This is a genomic window from Brachybacterium atlanticum, assembly GCF_025669985.1.
Lineage (GTDB): Bacteria > Actinomycetota > Actinomycetes > Actinomycetales > Dermabacteraceae > Brachybacterium > Brachybacterium conglomeratum.
The window spans coordinates 57,894-81,286 of the sequence record NZ_JAKJJW010000014.1 but is presented as its reverse complement, the minus strand read 5'-3'; the positions used below and the strand labels follow the sequence as shown (position 1 = coordinate 81,286).

Here is a 23,393-nt window from a genome sequence, read left to right as displayed (position 1 = left end):
AGGCGTCAGGTCAGCAGCCCCGGCCCGGCACCGGCTCACACGTGGTCGCGGACCTTCTGGAAGATGTCCGGGTAGCGGGCGTCCAGGCGGACCGTCGCGATGCGCAGACCGATCAGCAGCACGGCCACGCCGATCACGATCGCCAGCACGCCGGCCCCGGTGATCAGCGCCAGGTTCCCCGCGATCGCGCCCCAGATGCCGAGACCCAGCGGCGGTAGCATCGGCACGAACACCGTCACCATCGAGATCGCCATCGAGAGCATGGCGTTCGAGCTCGAGGCGGACTTGTCCTTCATCGGGTTGGTGCCCGGGGCAGAGCTCGGGTAGGGCAGCAGCACGCCCACCACCATCGAGGTGCCCCAGCCGGAGATCATCGCGCCGAGCGAGCCGAGCACGGTCATGGGGATCAGCTCCGGCAGTCCGTACAGCAGCGGCAGCGCGACGGTGATCACCACGACCGCGGGGATCATCAGCACCGCCATCGCCGCGATGCGGCCCAGCAGGTTGGCGCGGGCAGGGGCGCCGGCGACGATGTTGACCCAGCCGGACGGTCCGTCGAAGCCGATCTCGTTGGAGATGCTCAGCCCCGTCATCGCGCACATGAACACGGCCATGCCCAGCATCATCGGTCGGGCCTCGGGGACCATGAGCCCCATCGCCACGAAGAACACGATCACCACGGGATAGATGCCGAGGGCGGCGAGATAGCGGGTGTCCCGTCGCCAGTAGCGAAGGGACTTGCCCAGCACGGCGCCGAAGGGGCCGGCGGGCACGAAGCGCGGCACGAGCGGCGAGACCTTCGTCTGGCCCGAGGAGGCGTCCCCGGTCAGCGCCGAGGTCATCGACAGATCGATCGAGCGCCGCCACCACAGCCAGACCAGCACGATCGTCGCCGCGCCGATCAGGGCGCGCAGCAGCGCCGTGAGCACCCGTCCCTCGACGAGATCCATCGGCACGGAGAACAGTGCACCGAGCGGCGTCCAGGCCAGCACCTCCACCACGCCGGGCAGCTGCTCGCGCACCCAGGTGACGTCGAGGTCCTCGATGCGCTGCATCGACAGCGAGAAGGCGTAGATCGCCACGAACATCGCCAGGAAGCCGAAGATCCCGCCGAGCTCGCGGCCCTTGCGGCTCGAGGCCCGCGCGGCGGAGTGCGCGAACCAGGCCCGCGGCAGCAGCAGGCACAGCGCGAGGCCGGCGAGGTTCGCGGGGATCAGCGCGAGGGCGCCGAGCACGACCCACCCGGCGCTCTGCCCGAACAGGACCAGCCACAGCAGCTCGAAGGCGGTGGCGATCGCGAGCGCGAGCAGGGTGAAGAGGCTCGGCAGGCTCAGCGCGGCCGCCGCGAACATCCCCGGCTGCAGCTCCCTCGCGCTGCGGGGGAAGAGGGCGAACGAACGCGGGTCCAGGGTGTCGTCGATCCCGAAGGCGAGTACGGGGATCAGGAACCACAGCAGCACGGTGACGGCGCCGAGGCCGCGCACGATCTGCGGGAACAGCTCTCCCTCCCCGGCCCACAGCGTGGTGCCGAGGAACAGGAAGACCAGCATGGCCAGGCCGCCCAGGCCGTAGAGCGCCCCGATCGAGGTGCCGATGATCTTGCCGACGTTCTTGCGGTAGGACCGCTTCCACAGCGTCCACTTGAGCTTCAGCTGCAGGCGCACCAGGTCGCGTCCGCGGATCTCGCCGTGGCGCACGTCCTGCGCGGCCGCGGTCCGTGCGTGCTCGGTGCTCAGGACTCCAGCCACGACAGGCTCCCCTCCGCGACGTCCCCGCCGCCGACGAGGTCGATGAAGGTCTGCACGAGGCTGCCGCCCTGGCGCACCTGGTCGAGGGTGCCGTCGGCCATCAGCCGCCCCTCGGCGATGATCGCGACGTGGCTGCGCAGCCCCTCGACCAGCTCCATGACGTGGCTGGAGAGCACGACCGTGCCGCCGCCCTCGACGTAGGCGGTGAGGATCGTGCGGATCACCTGTGCGGAGACCGGGTCGACGGCCTCGAGCGGCTCGTCGAGGACGAGCAGGCGCGGGGCGTGCAGCAGGGCGCTCGCCAGCAGGATCTTCTTGGTCATGCCGGCGGAGTAGTCCACGACCAGCTTCCCGTCCTCGCCCGCGAGGTCGAGCGCGGTCAGCAGCGACTCCATCCGCTCCTCGACCACGGCCGGCTCCATCCCGCGGAGCAGGCCGACGTAGGTCAGCAGCTCCCGTCCGGTGAGCCGGTCGAAGGTGCGCAGCCCGTCGGCGAGGACGCCGAGGCGCGCCTTGGCCGCCTGCGGCTCGGCCCACATGTCGTGGCCGAGCACGTGCGCGGTGCCGTCGTCGGGCCGCAGCAGGCCCGTCGCCATCGACAGAGTGGTGGTCTTGCCTGCGCCGTTGGGACCGACGATCCCGTAGAACGAGCCCTGCGGCACGTCCAGGGACAGGCCGTGGACCACCTCGGTTCCGGCGAAGGACTTGCGCAGCCCGCGGATCGACAGCGCGGTCGAGCTCGGGACCGAGGCCTCGGCGGAGACCGGGGCGGCGGCACCCGCGAGCGGGCCGGGCGCCTCGGCGGTCCCGGAGGGGTGGACCGGGGGCGGCGCCGAGGTCCCTGCCGCCTCCGGGGCGGTCCCCGGGACGGGAGGAGAGGAGGGGAGGGAGGGGTCGCTGTGCATGGGGTCACGCTATCGGCCGGTCGGTCCGCGACGATCCCTCCCATGGCGGGCGGGACCTCGACCTTCGTCGGTGCTCGACCGCGGCGGAGCATCGGTCGGAGCGCGGCCGGTCCGTCGTCGAAGGCGCTGGTGATCGCGGAGAAGAGGGAGGCGGTGGCTAGGATGCCGGTGAGTCACCGTGGCTCGAACGGAAGGAGCCCCATGTCGAATCCGCGCCCTGCCCCCGGGGACCCGGGTCTCGCCCCCGAGGTCCAGGAGATCCCGATCGGAGTGCGCCGGGCCGCGTCATGGTCGTGGCGACTGCTCGTGATCGTCGCCGCCGGCGCGCTGCTGCTGTGGGGGCTGACCCAGGTCACGACCATCGTGATCCCTGTGCTCATCGCGATCCTGCTCGCCGCGCTGCTCCAGCCCGTGGTCAAGATCCTCACCCGCTACACCTTCCTGGGCCGTGCCGCCTCCAGCGGGATCGCGCTGCTGGGACTGCTGCTCGTCATCGCCGGGATGTTCACCCTCGCCGGTCGGCAGCTGATCGCGCAGTGGGACGACATCCAGATCCGCGCGGTGCAGGGCTTCCAGGCGCTGCTGGAGTGGGTGCAGACCACCTTCCAGATCGACACCCCGATGATCGACTCCGCCCTCCAGGAGGGCCTCGAGCAGCTGCAGCAGTACTCGGGCCAGCTGGTCAGCGGCGCGGTCACCACCGCCGCCGCGCTCGGCAACATCGGCACCGGGATCGTCGTCGCCCTGTTCACGCTGTTCTTCATGCTCTCCGGCGGTGCCGGGATCTGGCGCTGGGCCGTCGGCCTGATGCCGCCCGCCGCCCGTGTGCCCACCCACGAGGCGTTCCGCCGCGGGTGGAAGGCGCTGTCGGCCTACGTGCGCACGCAGGTGCTCGTCGCCGCGGTCGACGCGACCGGCATCACGATCGGCATGGTCGCGCTGAGCCTGGGCTCCTACGCGGTGCCGATCTGGCTGCTGGTGTTCCTGTTCAGCTTCATCCCGCTGGTCGGCGCGATCGCCTCCGGCGCGATCGCCGTGCTGCTCGTGCTGGTGCTCAACGGCTGGGTCGGCGCGCTGATCATGCTCGCCATCGTGCTCGCCGTGCAGCAGCTCGAGGGCAACGTCCTCCAGCCCTTCATCATGGGCAAGGCCGTCGAGATCCACCCCCTCGGCGTGTTCCTCGGCGTGGCCCTCGGCGCGATGATCGCCGGGATCCCAGGCGCGCTGTTCGCGATCCCGCTGATCGCCTTCGTCAACGCGACGCTGCTGTACGTGGTGGGCCGCGACCCGAGCCCCGAGCTCGGCCACGACAGGGCCAGCGCCGAGCACTTCGCGGCGCTCGGCGCCGGCGTGCCCGCGCACCAGCTGGCCGAGGCCTCCTCGGACTCCGAGGCGCAGCGGGCGTCGGCCGACGAGGACTCCTCGGCGGATCTGGCGATGCTCGGCACCGTCCCCGCCGCCGAGCGTCGGAGCGCGACGGAGGGCGGCGCGACGCCGACGGGGACCGGCGGGCACGCCGCCGACGGGACAAACGCGCACGACGCCGGCGCGGCGGACGCGCACGACACCGGCGAGGCCGGCTCGCGCGCCGCCGACGCGACCGGGACGGCGTCCCCCGAGGCGCCGTCGACCGACCAGGTGGACGGGGCGTCGGCCGAGCCGCCCGCTCCGCGTCACCGAGCGGAGGGCGAGCGGGACTGACCCCGCTCGCAGCGCGAGAGAGCCCCTTCCGGCAGCTGCCGGAAGGGGCTCTCTCGTCGGTCCGAGCAGTGCCCCCTCGCCCCGTGGGGCGCGCGGCTCAGGCCGAGTACGGCTTGGCGCGGAGGATCTCGATCGGGAAGGACTTCCCCGTCGGCGCGGTGTAGTCGACGGTGTCGCCGACCTTCGAGCCGTGGATCGCGCTGCCCAGCGGCGACTCGATGGAGTAGACCTCCAGGTCGTCGTCGCCGTCGGCGATCTCGCGGTTGCCCAGCAGGAAGGTGCGCTCCTTGCCGGCCATCGAGATCGCCACGACCATGCCGGGCTCGACGACGCCGTCGTCCTTCGGGGACTCCCCGACCACGGCGTTCTTCAGCAGACGCTGGAGGTCCGCGATGCGCGCCTCCATCTTCCCCTGCTCCTCGCGGGCGGCGTGATATCCGCCGTTCTCCTTGAGGTCGCCCTCGTCGCGAGCCGCGGCGATGCGCTCGGCGATCTCGGTGCGGCCCGGGCCCTCGAGCTCGGCGAGCTCCTTGGCCAGGCGGTCGTACGCGTCCTGGGTGAGCCAGGCGCCATTCGGCTGGCTGCTCATGGGTTCACTCCTGTCGTCCTCGGTGAAGCGCACGGGGACGAAGACCCCCAATACGCGAATCACGGGGCACATGTCCTCATGCGCCCCGTGTGCGGGTGATGATGACCGGTCGTTCGCCGGTTCCGGGCAACATTACACGGCGCGCTGTGCATTTCCCGGGACCGATGGACGTTTTACGCGCACCGTGAAATCTGCGGGAATGGTCCGCCGGTCGGCAGCGGGGTCAGCCGACGGTGCAGCCGACGACCTCGGCGGAGACCGCCTCGCCCTGGGTGGAGATCTCGACGTGGTGCGCGGTGCGGCGCTCGGTCTGCGCCGGGATCGTGGTCTCGACGAAGCCGACCTGTGCGCGCCCCTCGTTCATCGCCTGGATCCGGCAGGTCGCCTCGGTGCCGGGCGCCATCGTCACCACGAAGTCCACGCCGATGCGGTCGGCGGCCAGATGGTCGTAGGCCAGGACGTCGTAGCGGACCTCCTCGCGCGCGACGAAGAGCCCTACCACGATCACGATCGCGACGAACACGGCACCGGCGACGGCGACCAGGATCTTCGCGGTGCGGGGGGAGACGAGCGGTCCGCCGTAGCGCTGGCGGTGGAGCTCCTCGGCATCGTCCATGCGCCCAGTCTCCCAGACCCTCCCCGAGAGCGGTCCGGGAGCGCGGTCGGAGGGAGCGAGGGACCGGTCACGTCCGCGGCGAGGAGGCGGCCCGCGCCCTGCTCGCTCGCGGAGAGGTGGCGTACGATCGGGCGTTGGTGCAGGTGTCGCGGGCCGTGTCGGTCGCGCGCGTGAACCGCACCGGGGCAGTGCCCCGCCCGTCGTCTCCGAGGAGTCCCGTGACCGTCCAGCTGCCCGCCCCCGATGAGTCCCTGCGGATGGTGGCCGTCCATGCGCACCCCGACGACGAGTCGTCCAAGGGTGCCGGGTCGACCGCACGCTACGCACGCGAGGGAGCGCAGGTCACGGTGCTCACCGCGACCGGCGGAGAGCGCGGCGACGTGCTGAACCCCCGCCTCCGCGACGATCCGGGGATCACCCCCGAGAGCCTGCCCGGGATCCGCCGCCGCGAGATGGAGCGGGCGAAGGAGATCCTGGGCGTGGACCACGAGTGGCTCGGCTTCGTCGACTCGGGACTGCCCGAGGGGGACCCGCTGCCGCCGCTGCCCGCCGGGAGCTTCGCGACCCTCCCCGTCGAGGAGGCTGCCCGTCCGCTGGTCGAGGCGGTGCGCCGCCTGCGCCCGCACGTGATGACCACCTATGACGAGAACGGCGGCTACCCGCACCCCGACCACATCCAGGTCAACCGCATCTCCGTGGCGGCCTTCGACCTCGCCGCGGACCCTGACTTCGCGCCCGAGCTCGGCGAGCCCTGGGAGGTCGCGAAGCTGTACTACATCAACGGCTTCCACCGTCAGCGCTTCGCCGCCGTGAGCCGTCACCTGCGCGCCGAGGGCACCCCCAATGAGGAGCTCGACCAGATGCTCCAGCACTACGACGAGAGCCACGACCGACTGCTCACCACCCGCATCGACGTGCGCGACTATCTCGGGATCCGCGACGACGCGCTGCGCGCCCACGCCACCCAGGTCGACCCCGAGGGGCCCTTCTTCCGCATCGCGCACGATGCCGAGATCGCGGCCTGGGGCACCGAGGACTACGAGCTGCACATCTCCCGGATCGGCGTGAAGCTGCCCGAGCGGGACCTGTTCGCCGGGCTCCGCCACGAGACCGTGGAGGCCCGCCCGTGATCGGGGCAGGGCTCGGCGGAGCGGGCGTGCTCCCGGCCGTCGGCGCCGTGCTCCAGGCCGCGCCGAGCCCATCGGACGGTGAGGAGTTCAACTCCGTCACCGTCTCCCCGGGCCTGCCCGGCTTCCTCGCGACCTTCGTGCTCGCGGTGGTCGTCGTGCTGCTCCTGATCGACATGACGCGGCGCGTCCGACGGGTGCAGGCCAGGGCCCGGGTCGAGGAGCGCCAGGCGCAGCTCGAGCGCGAGGAGGCCGAGGCGGCCGAGCGCGAGCAGGCCGCGGAAGACGCCCCCGACAGCGGGCGCGCCGACGGCGAGGACGCCGCGGAGCCGCAGTCCGACGACCCGGACGCCGCGCCCGCGGACTCTGCGGAGCCGACGGACCCTGCGGGGCCGTCGGACTCCTCGGACCCGTCGGACGACGACGCGCCCGAGGGCGACGAGCGCCGCTGAGCGCGCGCCGCCCGGGGAGCGGCTCTCCTCAGAGCACCGCCGCGGCGACGGCGGCGAAGTGGCAGCCGAAGCCGATCAGGGTGCCCGCGTGGAAGATCTCGTGGAAGCCGAACCAGGCGGGGGAGGGGTTCGGCCGCTTCAGCGCGTACATCACCGCGCCCGCCGTGTAGGCGAGCCCGCCCGCGAGCAGCAGGATCACCACCGGCCAGCCGCCGCCCGCGTGCAGCTGCGGCATGTAGAACACCGCCACCCAGCCGAGGGCGACATAGGCGGGGACGTACAGCCAGCGCGGTGCACCGGTCCAGAAGATCCGGAAGCACACCCCGACCAGTGCGCCGCCCCAGGCGATGCCGAGCAGCGTGAGCGCCTGGCGCGGGGCCAGCAGCGCCGCGGCGATCGGGGTGTAGGTGCCGGCGATGATCAGGAAGATGTTCGCGTGGTCGAAGCGGCGCAGGATGATCGCGTGCTGCGGGGACCACGTGCCGCGGTGGTAGACCGCGCTGATCCCGAACAGCATCCCGGCCGTCAGCACGAACACCGCGCAGGCCAGGCGGATCGTCAGGGTCTGGCCGACGGCGACCAGCAGCAGCCCGAGCACGAGCGTGGTCGGGAAGGCGATCAGGTGCAGCATCCCGCGCAGACGCGGCTTGGGCAGCTGGAGGCCGAGCTGGGTGGCGCGCCGTGCCATCGCCCGGGTCAGGGTGCGCGGCGCGAAGGGGAAGTTCTCCGCCGTGGGCAGGTCCTCGTCGCGCAGCTCGGTGGTGCCGCCGCTGCCGGCCACGGCCTCGGCGATCTCGCGCGGCGCGGGGTCCTGGAGCGTCGGGGCGCCGCCGGGGGTGGCGGGGGACTCGTCGGCGTCGCGCGGGGTGCTGTCGGAGGCTCTCGCGGCGGCCTCGTCATGGGGTCCGGGGGTCATGGGCACACCGTAACCTACGCAACCGTAGGTTCGGTACAGGGGTCCTGTGACCGTCTCGTGCCGATTCCCCCCGATCGTCGAGCGGCGCTCCCGCCGTCGTCGATAATGGACGCAGCGCGCCGCACCCGGCGCGCCCCCGGGGCCCAGCCGCCGGGCGGGCACGACGAGGGGACGGAGGAGCGCATGGCCGCCGACGGGCTGCTGTACCGCGTGTACGAGCGCAGGCTGTCCAAGGAGCTCGAGTCCTTCGACCTCCCGCAGCACCTCGGCGTGATCGTCGACGGGAACCGCCGCTGGGCGAAGGCCGCGGGGGAGTCCACCGCCCAGGGCCATCGGGCCGGCGCCGCGAAGATCGTCGAGTTCCTCTCCTGGTGCGAGGACCTCGGCATCCCGCTGGTGACCGTGTGGATGCTCTCCACCGACAACCTCCGGCGCCCGCCGGAGGAGCTCGTCGCCCTGTACGAGATCATCACCTCCACCATCGAGCAGATCACCGACGCCGGCTACTGCGTGCGCCTGACCGGCAGCGCCGACTCCCTCCCCGAGGAGATGCGCGAGGGGATCGCCCGCCTGCAGCAGGAGACCTCGCCCGAGGCCCGCCTCACCGTCAACGTCGCGATCGGCTACGGCGGCCGCGAGGAGATCGTCCACGCGGTGCGCGAGCTGGTGCGGGACCTCGGCGCGCAGGGGAGGGGCATCGAGGAGATCGCCGAGGGGATCAGCGTCGGCGCGATCGCCGAGCACCTCTACACGCGCGGCCAGCCCGACCCCGACCTCATCATCCGCACCTCCGGCGAGCAGCGCCTCTCCGGCTTCCTGCTCTGGCAGTCGGTGCATTCCGAGTACTGGTTCTGCGAGACCTACTGGCCCGGGTTCCGCCGCATCGACCTGCTGCGCGCCCTGCGCGACTTCTGCCGACGCGAGCGCCGCTACGGCGCCTGAGACCGTCGGCCCCCGTGCCCCGTGCCCCGTGCCCCGTGCCCCGTGCCCCGTGCCCCGTGCCCCGTCGGCCCGTGCTCGCCGCGGGGCGCGGCGAGGCCGGCGCGCCCTCCGGCATCCCGTCCGTCGGCCGGGCCTCCTCGGTTCCGACGGCGCGCATGCTGCAGGGCCGTCGGCCGCCCGAGTGCGACGCACCCACCCGTCGACCCTCCCCGCTCAGTGCTGTGAGCGGTGGCACACTGGGCCTCATCGGGAGCCCGCAGAACTCCCGATGACGATCGGGTGAACGTCGTGTCCGCTGCCCGCGGGACTCGCCCGACGGCGGGTGCACCGAGGGCTATGGTCCAGGCATCCGCGAGATTCCGGGAGGCTCCCATGGACGAGACGACCACTGCCCGCGAGACGACGACCGCCTTCGGCGGCAGCTTCTCGCCCGGACCGGACGGCGGGACGGCGGTGATCGGCGCCGCGAACCCCGACGACGCCCCCGTGGTCCCCTCGCTCCGGCCCGGCGCCGCCCAGCAGATGCTCGCCGAGATCGAGACGGGGGTGATCACCTACGTGCTGGACACCTCTGTGCTGCTCTCGGACCCGCTCTCGCTGCACCGCTTCGCCGAGCACGACATCGTGCTGCCGATCGTCGTGGTCACCGAGCTCGAGGCCAAGCGCCACCACCCAGACCTCGGCTACTTCGCCCGTCAGGCGCTGCGCATCCTCGACGACCTGCGCGAGCTGCACGGGAACCTCTCCGTGCCGCTCCCGATCGGCAAGGACGGCGGCCACGTGCACGTCGAGCTGAACCACATGAACACCGCCTCGCTGCCCGACGGCTTCCGCCTCGGCGACAACGACACCCGCATCCTCGCCGTCGCGAAGAACCTCCAGCTCGAGGGCAAGAACGTGGTGCTGGTGTCGAAGGACCTGCCGATGCGCATCAAGGCCAGCGCCTCCGGCATCCATGCCGAGGAGTACCGGGCCGAGCTCGCCCGCGACCGCGGCTACACCGGCATGGTCACCACCTCCGTGGACGAGCAGACCATGACCGACCTCTACGACGGTCAGGTCGTCGAGGTGCCGGAGATCGCCCACCACCCCGTGCACACGGGCCTGACGATCACGAGCCCGCGCGGCTCGGCGCTCGGCCGCGTCACCCGCGACAAGCAAGTACGGCTCGTGCAAGGGGACCAGACCGTGTTCGGGGTCGCCGGCCGCTCCGCCGAGCAGCGCGTCGCGATCGACCTGCTCCAGGACGAGTCCATCGGCATCGTCTCCCTCGGCGGCCGCGCCGGCACCGGCAAGAGCGCCCTCGCCCTCTGCGCGGGTCTCGAGGCCGTGCTCGAGCGCCGCACCCAGCGGAAGATCATGGTGTTCCGGCCCCTGTTCGCCGTGGGCGGGCAGGAGCTCGGCTATCTCCCCGGCGACCAGAGCGAGAAGATGGGCCCCTGGGGTCAGGCCGTGTTCGACACGCTCGGCTCGATGGTCTCCCAGAACGTCATCGACGAGGTGCTCTCCCGCGGCATGCTCGAGGTGCTCCCGCTCACCCACATCCGCGGCCGCTCCCTCCACGATGCCTTCGTGATCGTCGACGAGGCGCAGTCCCTCGAGCGCAACGTGCTGCTGACCATGCTCTCCCGCATCGGCCAGAACTCCCGCGTGGTCCTCACCCACGACATCGCCCAGCGCGACAACCTCCGCATCGGCCGGTACGACGGGATCGCCTCCGTGGTCGAGGCGCTCAAGGAGAAGGAGCTCTTCGCGCACATCACCCTGCAGCGCTCCGAGCGCTCGAAGGTCGCCGAGCTCGTCACCCACGTGCTGGACGAGCCGATCCTCTGAGGGGCGGGGCGGGGTACCGGCGCTGAATGTCGAGGCCGAGGCTCTGTCGGGCGGCACGGCGCGGGGAGAGGAACCGCTGACTGGGCGGACGGGTGAGGTCTGCACTGCAGCGGACGGGACGGTGGTGACACGCTCTGGCCATATGGCCACGTCGTGTCACCACCGTCCCGTCGGCGCTCGGGAGCGCCGTTGAGGTCTCCTCCCCAGCGGTGACTTCTCCACAGAGCCGGCGACTCCTACGGACCGTTCCGCAGAGATGCTGGGATCTCCGCATGAGGGTTCGAGGAGTCGTGCACAGGAAGGGGCTGGCGGAGGTCGAGCCTGATCCCGATCGGCGCAGTGCTCTCCTGCGCAGCGGGAAGATCCGTTCCGTGGGCCAGTGGTACGTGACCGAGGAAGCACCGGAGGACCTCCTCGCCCTGCTGGAGCTCGGGCCACGGAGGGTCGAAGCTCCACCAGATGCTCCTCGCCTGGCGCAGATCAGGCGCCGGCGTGACGCGGGGGCGGGCGAGCTCGTGCCGATCCCCGTCTCAGGAGCAGGACAGCCGGCCCCTGCGATGCATCCTCTGATCCTGCACGCGCCGAGCCTCCGTGGCTGGGGGAGTCAGGACCCTGTCCCCGACATCGTCCGCACCCTCGATCACGCGGCGCGCTGCCAGTCCACGGTGAACGCGGCGATCCTCATCGAGTCCGCGCTGAACAAGCGATGCCTCAGCACGGAGGACCTGGATCGCCTTCTCGCAGGGCTGCCTCAGCGGAAGCGACACCCTCTGGTACGAGTCCGCGCCGACGCGCAGTCCGGGACCGAGACCGCTGTTCGCTGGTGGCTCGAGGAGCGCCGGGTGCGGGTGCGCAGCCAGGCTCAGCTGCTGCCAGACGTGAGGGTGGATCTGCTGATCGGCACGAACTGGGTGATCGAATGCGACAGCCGGCGATTCCACGACGACCCCGCGCAGTACCGGGAGGACCGGCGGCGCGACCTGGCGCTCTCCTCGCGCGGCTATCGGGTCACCCGTCTGACTTGGGAACAGGTCTTTCTGGAATGGCCGAGGACATCCGCGATGCTGCTGGAGATGCTCCGTCGGCGTGATCATCGCCGTCTGCTCCCGGTGCGGGCAGCGGGGTGAGCGCACTGGTGACATGGCTCAGTCGGGATGACGGGACGGGACGAATATGACACGTCGTGGCGATATAGCCACGACGCGTCACATTCGTCCCGTCCCCGGCGAGGGTCCAGGCCCCCGGCGACGGCTCAGGCTCCCGGCGAGGGTCCAGGCCCCCCGGCGACGGCTCAGTACTCCGGCGGGCAGATCAGCCCGTGGGCCGACCCGGACGGCCGGATCAGGCCTTCGGCGCGGTCATAGAGAGGACGTCCAGGGCGCTGTCGAGCTGCTCCTCGGTGAGCTCGCCGCGCTCGACGAAGCCCAGCGCGATCACGGCCTCGCGCACGGAGATGCGCTCTGCGACGGCGTGCTTGGCGATCTTCGCGGCGGACTCGTAGCCGATCAGCTTGTTCAGCGGGGTGACGATCGAGGGGGAGGCCTCGGCGTAGAAGCGGGCCTTCTCCTCGTTCGCGGTGAGCCCGTCGACGGTCTTGTCGGCCAGCACCGTGGAGGCGTTGGCGAGCAGGCGGATCGACTCCAGCAGGTTTGTGCCCATGAGCGGGATCTGCACGTTCAGCTCGAAGGCGCCCTGCGAACCGCCCCAGGCGATGGCCGCGTCGTTGCCGACGATCTTCGCGCACACCATCAGCACGGCCTCGGGGATGACGGGGTTGACCTTGCCGGGCATGATCGAGGAGCCGGGCTGCAGGTCGGGGATCGCGATCTCGCCCAGGCCGGTGTTGGGGCCGGAGCCCATCCAGCGCAGGTCGTTGCAGATCTTCGTGAGGGAGACGGCGATGGTGCGCAGCGCGCCCGACATCTCCACGAGGCCGTCGCGGTTCGACTGCGCCTCGAAGTGGTTGCGCGCCTCGGTAAGGGGCAGGCCGGTCTGGTCGACGAGGTTCGCGATGACCTTCTGCGGGAACCCGATCGGGGTGTTGATGCCGGTGCCGACGGCGGTGCCGCCCTGGGGGACCTCCGCGGTGCGGGGCAGCGCCGCCTCGACGCGCTCGATGCCGTAGCGGATCGAGGCCGCGTAGCCGCCGAACTCCTGGCCGAGGGTGACGGGGGTGGCGTCCATCAGATGGGTGCGGCCGGACTTGACGACGTCCTTCCACGCCTCGGCCTTCTTCTCGAGCGCCTCGGCGAGGTGGGCGAGGGAGGGCAGCAGGTGCTCGACGACGCCGGCGGTCACCGCGACGTGCACGGAGGTGGGGAACACATCGTTGCTGGACTGGGAGCAGTTGACGTGGTCGTTGGGGTGGGTCTCGGTGCCCGCGCTGGTGGCGAGGGTCGCCAGGACCTCGTTCATGTTCATGTTCGAGCTGGTGCCCGAGCCGGTCTGGTAGGTGTCCACCGGGAACTGATCGTCGTGCTCGCCGGCGATGACCGCGTCGGCCGCGGCGACGATCGCGTCGGCGATGGTGCCGTCCAGCACCCCGAGCTCCTTGTTCGCACGGGCGGCGGCCTTCTTGACCTGGGCGAGAGCGTGGATGTGCGCGGGCTCGAGGCCCTGCCCGGAGATCGGGAAGTTCTCGACCGCACGCTGGGTCTGGGCGCGGTACAGCGCCGAGACGGGCACGCGCACCTCTCCCATGGTGTCGTGCTCGATGCGGTAGTCGCTCTGCTGCGCTGCGGGGGTGGACTGGTTCATCGACGGGCCTTCCTGTTCGTCTTCTCTGTCGGGTGGTCGGATCCGGTCCTCGGGCGGTCCCGGGCCGGTGGAGGGCGAGGCGGGCTGGGTCGGCGTGCCCGCGCAGCGGTGCCCCGGGCGGGGCGGGTCAGGTGAGCTCGTGGCTCCAGGGCGGGTTCGCGCCGGCGCGCGAGACGGTGATCGCCGAGAGCGCGGCGGCACGTCGGAGCACGGTCGCGAGATCGTCCGACGGGATCGCGGCGAGCATCTCGCGACGGTCCGCGCCGAGCAGGCCCTTGTCGGCCAGCGCGTCGAGGATCCCGGCGGAGAAGGTGTCGCCGGCGCCGACGGTGTCGACCACCTCGACCCGCACCGGCGCGACCTGCACGCGCCCGCTGGCGGAGAACGCGACCGCGCCGTCGCCGCCTCGGGTCAGCACGGTGAGGGACGGGCCGAGGTCGCGCCACGAGGCGGCGACGTCCTCGACGTCCTCGGTGCCGTACAGCCAGGCCACGTCCTCGTCGGACGCCTTGACGACGTCGGACAGCGCGATGTTCTCCTCGATCCGGGCGCGGACGTCCTCCGGCGCGCCCATCAGGGTGGGGCGCGCGTTGGGGTCGTAGCTGATCGTCGAGGACCCGCGGGCGCTGCGCAGCAGGGCGGAGAGCGTCGTGGCCCCCGGCTCGAGCACGGCGGCGATGGAGGAGGTGTGCACGGCGTCCGGCGTCTCGGGCAGCCCGGCGGTGTCCGGGTTCCAGGCGAGGTCGAAGGTGTAGGTCGCGGCGCCGTGCGCATCCAGCACGGCCTCGGCGGTCGAGGTGCGGCCGGGTCCGACCGAGGCGGGCGTGAGCTGCACGCCGGACTCGTCGAGGTGGGCGCGGATCGCGTCGCCTCGGGCGTCGTCGCCGATCGTGGTGAGCAGATGGGCATCGTGGCCGAGTCGCGACAGGGCGACGGCCACGTTCAGGGGGGAGCCGCCGGGGTGCTCGCGACGACCGCCATCGGCGTCGACGACGATGTCGGTGAGGGCTTCTCCGGCGATCAGGATTCTCGCGGTCACGCTTCGATCATCGCAGGTTTCCAGGGCGCGGGCGACATGAGCGGGGGAGGGGCGCCGTGGCCCGGATCACCCCGGGAGGCGGAGGGCGGCGCGGGCGGGGACAATGGCCCGCATGCACGATGCCCAGTCCGAGAGCCCCGACCGCACCGCGAGCCCCGCCGACGGTGAGGGTGGCCCTGTGCGCACGGGGGTCGACCGCGAGGCCGCCGGTCGCACGAGGGCCGACAGCGAGGGCGCCGGTCGCACGAAGGCCGACGCCGCGAGGGCCGACGGCACAGCGGCAGCGAGCGCTGGGTCCGTCGGCGCAGCGGCAGCGAGCGATGCATCCGACGGCGCGCGGGCCGAGTCCGCCGGGGCCGACGGCACACAGGCCGAGGTGACCGGCGCTGATGAGCTGCCCGGCGAGCGGCCGAAGTCCGCGTACCAGCTGCCGACCAAGCAGAACACGGTGCTGCGCAACATCGTCTGGGCGATCGTGCTGACCATGGTCGTGGTGATCGTGCTGGCGGTGGGCTTCTTCGGGGTGGGCAGCGACCTCGAGCGCGAGCCGCTGGAGAACTCGGAGGTGGACGTCGCCGCGACCGCCGAGCGCGCCCAGGACGTGGCCGACTTCCCCGTCGCCGTGCCCGCGACCGGCGAGGACTGGCAGGTGCGCTCGGCGCGCTTCACCGACGGGCAGAGCCCGCGCTGGACCGTGCAGTACACCGCGCCCGGCGGGGATCTCGTGACCCTGGCCGAGGACACCGAGGTCAGCGCGTCGCTGCTGTCGGCCGAGATGCCCGGCGCGACCGTCACCGAGCAGACGAGCCTCCGGGGCGCCGAATGCCAGGTGCTCGGCGGCGGGGACGACGCGGAGCAGACCGGCATCGCCTGCCAGGGCGAGGGCTTCGGGATCCTCGTCCACGGCGCGGCCGATCAGGCCGAGCTCGAGCAGCTCATGGACGAGGCGCTCGCCGCGATCGGCTGAGGCCTCGGCCGACGATCCGGAGCGGTCGCTCAGCGCTCGGCGCCGTCCTCCTCGCGCCGCGCGGCCACGGCGTCCTCGAGCCGCTCGCGGGCCCCGTCCAGCCACTGCTGGCAGCGACGGGCGAGCATCTCGCCGCGCTCCCACAGCGCGATCGAGTCCTCGAGCCCGCCCTGCCCGGACTCGAGGCGGCGCACCACCTCGACGAGCTGGTCGCGGGCCGCCTCGTAGGACAGCTCGGCGATATCGGCGGGGAGGGCCTTCTCGTCCCCGGCCGGGGTGACGGGCGCGGTGCCCGGGGTGCCGGGAGCGCCTTCGTCGGCAGTCAGTTCGTTCTCCGGGGCATCGGGCATGCTCATGCGGTCTCCTCGTCGTTCTCGGTCCGGTCCTGCTCGGGGCGGGCCCGGTCGTCGGTCGGCGCCTGCGGGGCAGGCGGGGTGTAGGGGTCGGTGTCCACGTGCAGGGCGCCGAACCGGCCGCCGGCGACCCGCACCGACAGCGCCTCGCCGACCTCGCTCTGCTCGGGGGCGCGGATGATCGTGCCGTCGGCCGTCTGCACCACGGCGTAGCCGCGCTCGAGGGTAGCCAGCGGGCTCAGGGCCCGCACCTGCCTGCCGAGGTGGGAGACCTCGTCGGCCACCCGGTCCAGGCGCGAGCCGATCAGGGTGCGGGCCAGCGAGATGCGGGAGCGGATCTCGTCGGCGCGGCCGGCGAGGATGCTGGAGGGGTTCTCGAGCACGGGCCGCGAGCGCATGGCGTCCAGCCCCGACTGCTCCCGCTCGATGCGGGCGCGGATCGCGGCGCGCAGGCGCGTGCGGCCCAGGTCCAGCTGCTCGAGCTCGGCCTGGATATCGGGCACCACGCGCTTGGCCGCATCGGTGGGGGTGGAGGCGCGGACGTCGGCGGCGAGGTCGATCAGCGGGGTGTCCACCTCGTGCCCGATCGCGGAGACGATCGGGGTGTCGGCACCCGCGACCAGGCGGGTGAGCTGCTCGTCGGAGAAGGGGAGCAGGTCCTCGAGGGAGCCGCCGCCGCGCGAGATGATGATGACGTCCACGTCCTCGCGGGCATCGAGCTCCTTCAGCGCCGCGGACACCTCCCGCACCGCCTTCGTGCCCTGCACCGCGACCTCGCGGATCTCGAACTGCACCGCGGGCCAGCGCCGACGGGCGTTGACGACCACGTCGCGCTCCGCGGCGGACTCCCGCCCGCAGATCAGCCCCACCACGCGCGGCAGGAAGGGAAGCGGCTTCTTCCGCGCGGCGGCGAACAGGCCCTCCGCGGCGAGCACGCGCTTGAGCTGCTCGAGCCGGGCCAGCAGCTCACCGAGCCCGACGGGGCGGATGTCGTCGGCCTCGAGCTGGAGGCTGCCGCGCTTGGTCCAGAAGCTGGGCTTGGCATGCACAACCACGCGCGCGCCGGGCACCGGCTCGACCGGCAGGGCACGCAGCACGTGCTCGCGCACCGGCACCGAGAAGGACATGTCCACGTCGATGTCGCGCAGGGTCATGAAGCTCAGCCCCGCGCCCGGCCGACGGTTCAGCTGCACGATCTCGCCCTCGACCCACAGCGGGGACATCCGCGCGACGTACTCGCCCACCTTCACGGACAGCTGCCGCAGCGGCCACGGGTTCTCCGCCGTGGTCTGCGCGGCGGTCGCGGCGAGCGGCGGGCGGGCCCCGGCGGCCGGGGCGCCGGTCACCTCGGCGCCCTCGCCCGCCCCGCCCGGATCGGGGGTCGTCTGCGTCATGGGGTCCACTCTTCCACGACCGGCCGACATCGCGCGGACCGGAAGACAGCGGCAGTGGATGTCCCCGCCCTGTGGAGGGTTGGTGACTCTTGCCCCACGACCTGCCACTTCAGGCGCGGGCCTCCTACGATGGGAGGCGTGAGCACCGGAACCGTCCTCCTTGCCGAGCCCCGCGGGTACTGCGCGGGCGTCGATCGTGCCGTCGTCGCCGTCGAGCGCGCCCTCGAGCACTATGACGAGACCGTCTACGTCCGTCACGAGATCGTGCACAACAAGTTCGTCGTGGACCGCCTGACGGAGAAGGGCGCCGTCTTCGTCGAGGAGGTCGACGAGGTGCCCGAGGGCGCGCTCGTGATCTTCTCCGCCCACGGCATCTCCCCGAAGGTCCGCGAGATGGCGGAGGAGCGCAGTCTCCGCACCATCGACGCGACCTGCCCCCTGGTCACCAAGGTCCACAAGGAGGCGGTGCGCTTCGCCCGCCAGGACTACGACATCCTGTTGGTGGGCCACGTGGGCCACGAGGAGGTCGAGGGCACCGCCGGCGAGGCGCCGGAGCACGTGCAGATCGTGAACGGCCCCGAGGACGTCGACAAGGTCACCGTGCGCGACCCCGAGAAGGTCGTGTGGCTCTCGCAGACCACCCTCAGCGTCGACGAGACGATGGAGACCGTGGACCGTCTCAAGGAGCGCTTCCCCACCCTGCAGGCGCCGCCCAGCGACGACATCTGCTACGCGACCCAGAACCGCCAGGTCGCGATCAAGAAGATCGCCCCCGATGCGGACCTCGTCCTCGTCGTCGGCTCCCCGAACTCCTCGAACTCCGTGCGCCTGATGGAGGTCGCGCTCGAGGCCGGGGCGAAGGCCTCCCACCGCATCGACAGCGTCTCCGAGCTGCGCGAGGAGTGGTTCGAGGGTGTGGAGAGCGTGGGCGTGACCTCCGGCGCCTCCGTGCCGGACGTGCTGGTCCAGGAGCTGCTCGCCGAGCTCTCCGAGCGCGGCTTCGGCGATGTGAAGCCCGTGCGCACCGCCACCGAGGACCTCATGTTCTCCCTGCCGCGCGAGCTGCGCCAGGAGATGAAGAGCCGCGGCGAGTCCGACCGCCGCACCAAGCCCACCGGGGATCGCGCCACCGCCGAGTCCTGACCCGACGGTCACCTCGCTGTGGAGGCGACCGGCGGGAGCCGTCGGGATTCGGCATGATGGTCCGGTGATCCCTCGCACGGCCGCCCGCCCGCTGTCCCTCGCGCTCCTGGCGACCCTGCTCGTCTCCCTCGCCGTGCTGGCCCCGGCCGTTCTGCCGCAGGCCCGCGCCGAGGGCTACAACACCGGCCGCACCGCCCCGTCGATGCTGGTGGTGGACGGCTCGGGCTCGATGCGGGCCGACGACGTCGGCGGGCGCAGCCGCATGGACGTGGCCAAGGAGGCGCTGAGCACCCTGGTGCCGATGCTGCCTGAGGACGCGAGCGTGGGCCTGATGACCTACGGCAACTCCGATCCTGCGACCGCCGCGAGCCAGGAGGCCGGCTGCCAGGACGTGAAGACCCTGGTGAAGCCAGAGGGTCTGGACCGCCAGGCGCTGCTCGGCGCGATCGAGGGCGTGCAGCCCTCCGGGTACACCCCGATCGGCCTGTCCTTGACGAAGGCCGCGGCCGAACTGCCGGAGGCGGAGATGCGCTCGATCGTGCTGGTCTCCGACGGGATCGACGAGTGCGGCGGCCCGCCGCCCTGCGAGGTCGCCGCCGATCTCGCGCAGAAGCACCCCGAGATGCGCATCCACACGATCGGCTTCAAGGCCGAGCAGGACGCCCGCGACGAGCTGGCCTGCATCGCCGAGGCGACCGGCGGCACCTTCGCCGATGCCACCGACGCCGAGACCCTGCGCGACGAGCTGCTGGTGAAGATGACCCGCGCGATCCAGGGGTACGCCACCCAGGGGCAGCCGATCACCGGCAGGACCAGCCCCGAGACCGCCGTGGATCTCGCGCCCGGCTCGTTCCTCGACGTGCTCGAGCACGGCAGTGCCGCGATCGACGACGGCGAGGGCTTCTCCCGCTTCTACCGCCTGCAGCTCGCCGAGGGCGAGATCGCGCATCTCACCGCGACGATGGTGCTGCCCGGCGGGGGCGGGGACGCCAGCAGCCTCGCGCAGCTGCGCCTGGCCACCAGCTCGGCCGACGGGGTCGACTGCCGCATCGGCGAGGTCCAGGCCCGCGCGGAGGCCGACCTGGGCCAGGGGCCGATCACCGCGGCCGTCGCGACCCCGCGCCTGGGGGAGACCGCGAACCTCACCTGCTTCGGGCAGGATGCCGACGGCACGGTGATCCTCGAGGTCGAGCGCACCGGAGACCCGGCGCTCGAGGAGGCGGTGCCGGTCGAGCTGCAGTTCTTCGCGGAGGAGAAGGTGGCGCTGGACGGCCTGCCTCCCGCCGCGAAGTACGTGCGCCCGCAGGAGCCGCTCGCCGTTGCGACCGACGGTGAGCAGGTCCAGCCCGCGTTCTCCTTCGCCTCCGCCGTGCAGGACCTCGACGGGCCGATGCGCGGCACGATCATCCCCGGCGAGGTGCAGTTCTTCCGCATCCCGGCTCAGTACGGCCAGCAGGTCCGCGCGGCGATCGCGCTCGGCGAGTTCGAGGTGCCCCCCGGGATGGGGCTGACGCTGCAGGCCCGGATGTACTCGCCGCTGAGGGACGACGTGTACCTCGTGGTGCCGCCGTCGGCCTCGGGCGAGGCGACCGGGGTCTCGACGAAGGCCGCGCCGAAGACCACTTTGCAGGTGAACCAGGCCTCGCCGATCCAGTTCCGCAACCGCGAGGACGGCGGCACCGAGGCCCGCACCTCCTTCCTCGCCGGGGACTACTACCTGCAGCTCGCCGTGGTCCCCTCCGACTACTCGGCGCAGCGACTGTTCGAGGTGCCCTACGTGCTCGACCTCGATGCGGTGGGCGAGCCCGCCGAGGGGCCGGAGCTGAGCGGGCAGGGCGCGGTGGTGGACCGCTCCGCCGCGGATCCCGGCGCGGCGCCCCAGGCGTCCGACGGCGGAAGAGCCTCCGACGGCGGCGGCGCCTCGGATGGGGGCGGTGCGCCGGAGCTCGAGGACCCGCCGACCGAGGACGAGCGCAGCGGATTCTCCGTGCCGCCGGTGGTGTGGGCCGTGCTCGGAGGTCTCGGCGGCGGTGTGCTGCTGGCCGCGATCGTGATCGGCGCGGTCGTGCTGGTGCGCCGGGGCCGCTGAGCGGCCGACGGGGAGGGACGCGCGGTCGCGGCGGCAGGGAGCGGCCTGCGCGGCTGCGCCGGCGGCGCGTCATCCGGGTGGGGTCGACGGTGAGGCGCCTCCGTCCCGGATCAGCCGGCGGCGCGGCCCCCGCGGTCGTCGGCCGGGCGCTCCGGGCTCGCGAGCTGCGCGATCTCGTCCTCCTCGAGGGTGCGGGCACGGCGCGTGAGCTGCTCGACGTCCTCGACCGCGGTGCCGGCGAGGCCCAGGTCCTCGAACTTCCGCGCGGTCACCATCACCCTCGACTGCAGCGAGCCGACGGCCTCGTTGAAGGCGGCGACGGAGGAGTCCAGCGACCGCCCCACCTTCCCCAGATGGGAGGTGAACGTCCCGAGCCGGTGGTGCAGCTCGCGGCCCGCCTCGAGCACCTCGCGGGCGTCCCGGTTCAGGGAGTCGGTGCGCCAGGTGTGCGCGACCGTGCGCAGCAGCGCCATGAGCGTGGCGGGGGAGGCGATCACGACGTCCTTCGCGAAGCCGTGCTCGAGCAGATCCGGCGCGGACTCGAGCGCGGCGGCGAGCACCCCGTCGCTCGGCACGAACAGCACCGTGAACTCCGGGGTGTCCCCGAGCGCCTTCCAGTAGGCCTTGCCGGCGATCTGGTCCACGTGATGGCGCAGCGCTCGGGCATGCGCGGTGCGCCGGGCGCGGGCGCGCTTCGGATCCTTCTCCTCCACCGCGTCGAGATAGGCGTCCATCGGCGCCTTCGCGTCCACGACCAGGGTGCGCTCGCCGGAGAGGTGGACGACGAGATCGGGGCGCTGTCCCTTCTCCCCATCGGCCCGGGTGCCTCCGAGCTGCTCGGAGAAGTCCACGTGCTCGAGCATGCCCGCGGCCTCGACGATCCGGCGCAGCTGCACCTCGCCCCAGCGGCCGCGCGAGGTCGGGGCGCGCAGCGCGGCGGTGAGCGCGGTGGTGCCCTGCTCGAGGGACTGCGCCCGACGCCCCAGCTCGCCGAGGTGATTGCGCAGCGCGCCCTCGGCCTCGGCGCGCGCCGCCTCGGAGCGGGCCAGGTTCCGCTCGAGCTGGGCGAGGGTCGCGGTCAGCGGCGCGAGGGTGCGCTGCAGCTCGGCCTCGCGCTCCTCCTCGGCGGCGTCACGCCGGGCGACGTCCCGCTCGTGGCGTTCGTCGGCCAGGCGCAGCAAGCGATCGGCCGAGTCCTCGCCCGCGCGGTTCTGCGTGAGCGCGGAGCGCACGCGCTCGCGCAACACAAGGAACGTCACGGCCGCGCCGAGCAGCGCGCCGAGGACGAGACCCAGCAGGAGCATCGTGGTTCCGCTCATGGGATCAGCACATCACGGGGGTGGGACAGCTGAGCGGACCCGCACACCCGGCGCGCGGTCAGGCGTTTGCGGACACGGCGTCCCGGGAGGCCTGCACCTCGCCCATGTGGTCGGTCGCCCAGCTGATCAGAGCCCCGAGCGGCTCGAGCAGCGAGCGCCCCAGCTCTGTCAGCTCGTACTCGACGCGCGGCGGGATCTCTGGGTGGACGGTGCGCAGCACGAGCCCGTCGGCCTCGAGGGAGCGCAGGGTCTGGGTGAGCATCTTCTGGGAGATGCCGTCGACCGTGCGCAGCAGTTCGGAGAAGCGGCGTGGACCGTCCTCGAGCGTGGTGATCAGCAGCACCGTCCAGCGGTCGCCGATGCGGTCCAGCAGGCGGCGCGAGGGGCAGTCGCGGGCGAAGGGGTCGTACGGGCGTGGGGTGGACATCGGGCGGTCTCCTCAAAGGCGGGAACTGCGGCGGACGGGCTGCGGGTGAGAGAGGTCGACGACCCGGCGGACCGGAGCTCGTCGCGGGGCAGTGTCGGCGGCGGCGAGGGGTTACCGCGAAGTGCCTACTTCCCCGCAGAGAGAAGGTTACCTACAGTGAGCAGCCAGGTCCACGCCACACTGTGGATCGCTCATCGAGACGGCACCCTCGACGGTGCCTCGCAGCAGCGCCCCGCAGCGGGCGCGGAAGGAGAGCACATGGCTCGCATCGTCATCCTCGGCGGCACCGGCTACGCAGGAGGCCACCTCGCGCAGGAGGCCGCAGACCGCGGCCACGACGTCCTCGCCCTCAGCCGCACCGCCCCTGAGCAGGTCCCCGCCGGGGTCACCCACCGCGCCGGCGACGTGCGCGAGGAGTCCTTCCTCGCCGAGGCGCTCGACGGCGCCGACGTCGTCGTCTCCGCACTCTCGCCCCGCGGCGACATGGCCGACCTCGAGGCCTTCCGAGCCCTGATCGGCACGGTCGCCCGTCTCGCCCGCGAGAAGGGCGTGCGGCTCGGCGTGATCGGCGGGGCGGGCTCGCTGCTGGTCGCCGAGGGCGGCCCGAAGCTCGTGGACACCCCCGATTTTCCCAAGGAGTTCGCCGAGGAGCCGCGCGTGCTCGACGCCGTGCTGCAGGACCTCCGCGGTGCCGAGGAGGGGCTGGACTGGTTCTTCGTCAGCCCCGCCGGCGGCTTCGGCTCCTTCGCCCCGGGTGAGCGCACCGGCGCCTACCGCGTCGGCGGCGACGTGCTGCTGACCGACGAGAACGGAGACTCCAACCTCTCCGGCCAGGACCTCGCCGTCGCACTGGTCGACGAGATCGAGACCCCGGCCCACCGCCGCACCCGCTTCACCGTCGCGTACTGAGAGTGCCTCTCCGGGGCCCGTCGGCCGCGCGCCGACGGGCCCCGGGGCTCTTCGGCGACGGGCCCCGGGTGATTGTTCGCCGGTGGGCCATGCCGGCCGCTCGGGCGTCGCGACGGCCCGGAGCGGCCCAGTGCGGGGCAGGGTCCGCGATCTCACTGTCCGAGGGC

Annotated in this window: 21 protein-coding genes; 10 read left to right on the top strand and 11 right to left on the bottom strand. The window is 72.5% G+C overall.

Annotation, left to right across the window (positions count from 1 at the left end; translation table 11 throughout):
• Positions 1–35: 35 nt before the first annotated feature.
• The gene (locus tag L3K22_RS08975; protein WP_263311074.1) at positions 36–1,748 is read right to left on the bottom strand and encodes a hypothetical protein; all 1,713 of its coding nucleotides are present in this window, start codon (positions 1,746–1,748) and stop codon (positions 36–38) included.
• Entirely contained in the window at positions 1,733–2,653 is a 921-nt protein-coding gene (locus L3K22_RS08970) for an ABC transporter ATP-binding protein (protein ID WP_263311073.1), read from the bottom strand. The genes L3K22_RS08975 and L3K22_RS08970 overlap by 16 nt, the downstream gene beginning before the upstream one ends.
• 201 nt (positions 2,654–2,854) lie before the next feature.
• On the opposite strand from L3K22_RS08970, the gene L3K22_RS08965 reads away from it, so the two are divergent.
• Positions 2,855–4,354 (top strand): AI-2E family transporter, encoded by a 1,500-nt coding sequence (locus L3K22_RS08965; RefSeq protein WP_263311072.1) that lies wholly within the window; start codon positions 2,855–2,857, stop codon positions 4,352–4,354.
• 97 nt (positions 4,355–4,451) lie between these two features.
• Here L3K22_RS08965 and greA read toward each other — a convergent pair whose 3' ends face one another.
• Both greA and L3K22_RS08955 read right to left on the bottom strand, forming a co-directional pair.
• Complete coding sequence (gene greA / locus L3K22_RS08960) at positions 4,452–4,943, bottom strand: transcription elongation factor GreA (protein WP_010550261.1); 492 nt, start codon at positions 4,941–4,943, stop codon at positions 4,452–4,454.
• Positions 4,944–5,166: 223 nt separating this feature from the next.
• Positions 5,167–5,559, bottom strand: a complete 393-nt coding sequence (locus L3K22_RS08955) for a DUF4307 domain-containing protein (RefSeq protein WP_263311071.1) — start codon at positions 5,557–5,559, stop codon at positions 5,167–5,169.
• 218 nt (positions 5,560–5,777) lie between these two features.
• Between L3K22_RS08955 and mca the strand changes: the two genes are divergently transcribed.
• Together mca and L3K22_RS08945 are read left to right on the top strand one after the other, a co-directional pair.
• Positions 5,778–6,689: a mycothiol conjugate amidase Mca gene (gene mca / locus L3K22_RS08950; RefSeq protein ID WP_263311070.1), complete on the top strand. Its 912-nt coding sequence runs from the start codon at positions 5,778–5,780 to the stop codon at positions 6,687–6,689.
• Complete coding sequence (locus L3K22_RS08945; protein WP_263311069.1) at positions 6,686–7,138, top strand: hypothetical protein; 453 nt, start codon at positions 6,686–6,688, stop codon at positions 7,136–7,138. The genes mca and L3K22_RS08945 overlap by 4 nt, the downstream gene beginning before the upstream one ends.
• Before the next feature lie 28 nt (positions 7,139–7,166).
• Here the strand turns inward: L3K22_RS08945 and trhA are convergent, their stop codons facing one another.
• Positions 7,167–8,054 carry a PAQR family membrane homeostasis protein TrhA gene (trhA, locus tag L3K22_RS08940; RefSeq protein WP_263311068.1) on the bottom strand — a complete coding sequence of 296 codons (888 nt, stop codon included), beginning with the start codon at positions 8,052–8,054 and terminating at the stop codon, positions 7,167–7,169.
• 183 nt (positions 8,055–8,237) lie between these two features.
• On the opposite strand from trhA, the gene L3K22_RS08935 reads away from it, so the two are divergent.
• The 3 genes from L3K22_RS08935 (at position 8,238) to L3K22_RS08925 (ending at position 11,956) form a co-directional block, all read left to right on the top strand.
• On the top strand, positions 8,238–8,996 hold the full coding sequence (locus L3K22_RS08935; RefSeq protein WP_263311067.1) for an isoprenyl transferase: 759 nt from the start codon (positions 8,238–8,240) through the stop codon (positions 8,994–8,996).
• A gap of 522 nt (positions 8,997–9,518) precedes the next feature.
• Positions 9,519–10,829 carry an RNA 5'-3' helicase PhoH2 gene (phoH2, locus tag L3K22_RS08930; protein ID WP_263311083.1) on the top strand — a complete coding sequence of 437 codons (1,311 nt, stop codon included), beginning with the start codon at positions 9,519–9,521 and terminating at the stop codon, positions 10,827–10,829.
• Positions 10,830–11,671: 842 nt separating this feature from the next.
• Positions 11,672–11,956: a putative endonuclease domain-containing protein gene (locus tag L3K22_RS08925; protein WP_263311066.1), complete on the top strand. Its 285-nt coding sequence runs from the start codon at positions 11,672–11,674 to the stop codon at positions 11,954–11,956.
• Positions 11,957–12,170: 214 nt separating this feature from the next.
• Here the strand turns inward: L3K22_RS08925 and L3K22_RS08920 are convergent, their stop codons facing one another.
• Both L3K22_RS08920 and L3K22_RS08915 read right to left on the bottom strand, forming a co-directional pair.
• Positions 12,171–13,586, bottom strand: coding sequence for a class II fumarate hydratase (locus L3K22_RS08920; protein ID WP_263311065.1), 1,416 nt, complete (start codon positions 13,584–13,586; stop codon positions 12,171–12,173).
• A gap of 127 nt (positions 13,587–13,713) precedes the next feature.
• On the bottom strand, positions 13,714–14,625 hold the full coding sequence (locus L3K22_RS08915; protein WP_263311064.1) for a carbohydrate kinase family protein: 912 nt from the start codon (positions 14,623–14,625) through the stop codon (positions 13,714–13,716).
• 112 nt (positions 14,626–14,737) lie between these two features.
• Here L3K22_RS08915 and L3K22_RS08910 point away from each other — a divergent pair, with 112 nt between their 5' ends.
• Positions 14,738–15,592 (top strand): DUF4245 family protein, encoded by an 855-nt coding sequence (locus L3K22_RS08910; protein ID WP_263311063.1) that lies wholly within the window; start codon positions 14,738–14,740, stop codon positions 15,590–15,592.
• Between the two features lie 29 nt (positions 15,593–15,621).
• Here the strand turns inward: L3K22_RS08910 and L3K22_RS08905 are convergent, their stop codons facing one another.
• The gene (locus tag L3K22_RS08905; protein WP_373318020.1) at positions 15,622–15,942 is read right to left on the bottom strand and encodes an exodeoxyribonuclease VII small subunit; all 321 of its coding nucleotides are present in this window, start codon (positions 15,940–15,942) and stop codon (positions 15,622–15,624) included.
• Between the two features lie 2 nt (positions 15,943–15,944).
• Positions 15,945–17,339: an exodeoxyribonuclease VII large subunit gene (xseA, locus tag L3K22_RS08900; RefSeq protein ID WP_263311061.1), complete on the bottom strand. Its 1,395-nt coding sequence runs from the start codon at positions 17,337–17,339 to the stop codon at positions 15,945–15,947.
• A gap of 129 nt (positions 17,340–17,468) precedes the next feature.
• On the opposite strand from xseA, the gene L3K22_RS08895 reads away from it, so the two are divergent.
• Positions 17,469–18,482 carry a 4-hydroxy-3-methylbut-2-enyl diphosphate reductase gene (locus L3K22_RS08895; protein ID WP_263311060.1) on the top strand — a complete coding sequence of 338 codons (1,014 nt, stop codon included), beginning with the start codon at positions 17,469–17,471 and terminating at the stop codon, positions 18,480–18,482.
• Positions 18,483–18,546: 64 nt separating this feature from the next.
• On the top strand, positions 18,547–20,571 hold the full coding sequence (locus L3K22_RS08890) for a vWA domain-containing protein (protein WP_263311059.1): 2,025 nt from the start codon (positions 18,547–18,549) through the stop codon (positions 20,569–20,571).
• Between the two features lie 110 nt (positions 20,572–20,681).
• Here L3K22_RS08890 and L3K22_RS08885 read toward each other — a convergent pair whose 3' ends face one another.
• Positions 20,682–21,890 carry a DNA recombination protein RmuC gene (locus tag L3K22_RS08885; protein ID WP_263311058.1) on the bottom strand — a complete coding sequence of 403 codons (1,209 nt, stop codon included), beginning with the start codon at positions 21,888–21,890 and terminating at the stop codon, positions 20,682–20,684.
• Between the two features lie 58 nt (positions 21,891–21,948).
• Positions 21,949–22,317 (bottom strand): winged helix-turn-helix transcriptional regulator, encoded by a 369-nt coding sequence (locus tag L3K22_RS08880; protein WP_263311057.1) that lies wholly within the window; start codon positions 22,315–22,317, stop codon positions 21,949–21,951.
• A 258-nt stretch (positions 22,318–22,575) separates the two neighbouring features.
• Between L3K22_RS08880 and L3K22_RS08875 the strand changes: the two genes are divergently transcribed.
• Positions 22,576–23,226 (top strand): NAD(P)-dependent oxidoreductase, encoded by a 651-nt coding sequence (locus L3K22_RS08875; RefSeq protein WP_263311056.1) that lies wholly within the window; start codon positions 22,576–22,578, stop codon positions 23,224–23,226.
• Positions 23,227–23,393: the final 167 nt, after the last annotated feature.

Coding starts and splice junctions, on each gene's coding strand:
- L3K22_RS08970 (WP_263311073.1), bottom strand. CDS start 2,653: ATGCACAGCGACCCCTCCCTCCCCTCCTCTCCTCCCGTCCCGGGGACC.
- L3K22_RS08965 (WP_263311072.1), top strand. CDS start 2,855: ATGTCGAATCCGCGCCCTGCCCCCGGGGACCCGGGTCTCGCCCCCGAG.
- greA (WP_010550261.1), bottom strand. CDS start 4,943: ATGAGCAGCCAGCCGAATGGCGCCTGGCTCACCCAGGACGCGTACGAC.
- L3K22_RS08955 (WP_263311071.1), bottom strand. CDS start 5,559: ATGGACGATGCCGAGGAGCTCCACCGCCAGCGCTACGGCGGACCGCTC.
- trhA (WP_263311068.1), bottom strand. CDS start 8,054: ATGACCCCCGGACCCCATGACGAGGCCGCCGCGAGAGCCTCCGACAGC.
- L3K22_RS08935 (WP_263311067.1), top strand. CDS start 8,238: ATGGCCGCCGACGGGCTGCTGTACCGCGTGTACGAGCGCAGGCTGTCC.
- phoH2 (WP_263311083.1), top strand. CDS start 9,519: ATGCTCGCCGAGATCGAGACGGGGGTGATCACCTACGTGCTGGACACC.
- L3K22_RS08920 (WP_263311065.1), bottom strand. CDS start 13,586: ATGAACCAGTCCACCCCCGCAGCGCAGCAGAGCGACTACCGCATCGAG.
- L3K22_RS08910 (WP_263311063.1), top strand. CDS start 14,738: ATGCACGATGCCCAGTCCGAGAGCCCCGACCGCACCGCGAGCCCCGCC.
- L3K22_RS08905 (WP_373318020.1), bottom strand. CDS start 15,942: ATGCCCGATGCCCCGGAGAACGAACTGACTGCCGACGAAGGCGCTCCC.
- xseA (WP_263311061.1), bottom strand. CDS start 17,339: ATGACGCAGACGACCCCCGATCCGGGCGGGGCGGGCGAGGGCGCCGAG.
- L3K22_RS08895 (WP_263311060.1), top strand. CDS start 17,469: ATGGGAGGCGTGAGCACCGGAACCGTCCTCCTTGCCGAGCCCCGCGGG.
- L3K22_RS08885 (WP_263311058.1), bottom strand. CDS start 21,890: ATGAGCGGAACCACGATGCTCCTGCTGGGTCTCGTCCTCGGCGCGCTG.
- L3K22_RS08880 (WP_263311057.1), bottom strand. CDS start 22,317: ATGTCCACCCCACGCCCGTACGACCCCTTCGCCCGCGACTGCCCCTCG.
- L3K22_RS08875 (WP_263311056.1), top strand. CDS start 22,576: ATGGCTCGCATCGTCATCCTCGGCGGCACCGGCTACGCAGGAGGCCAC.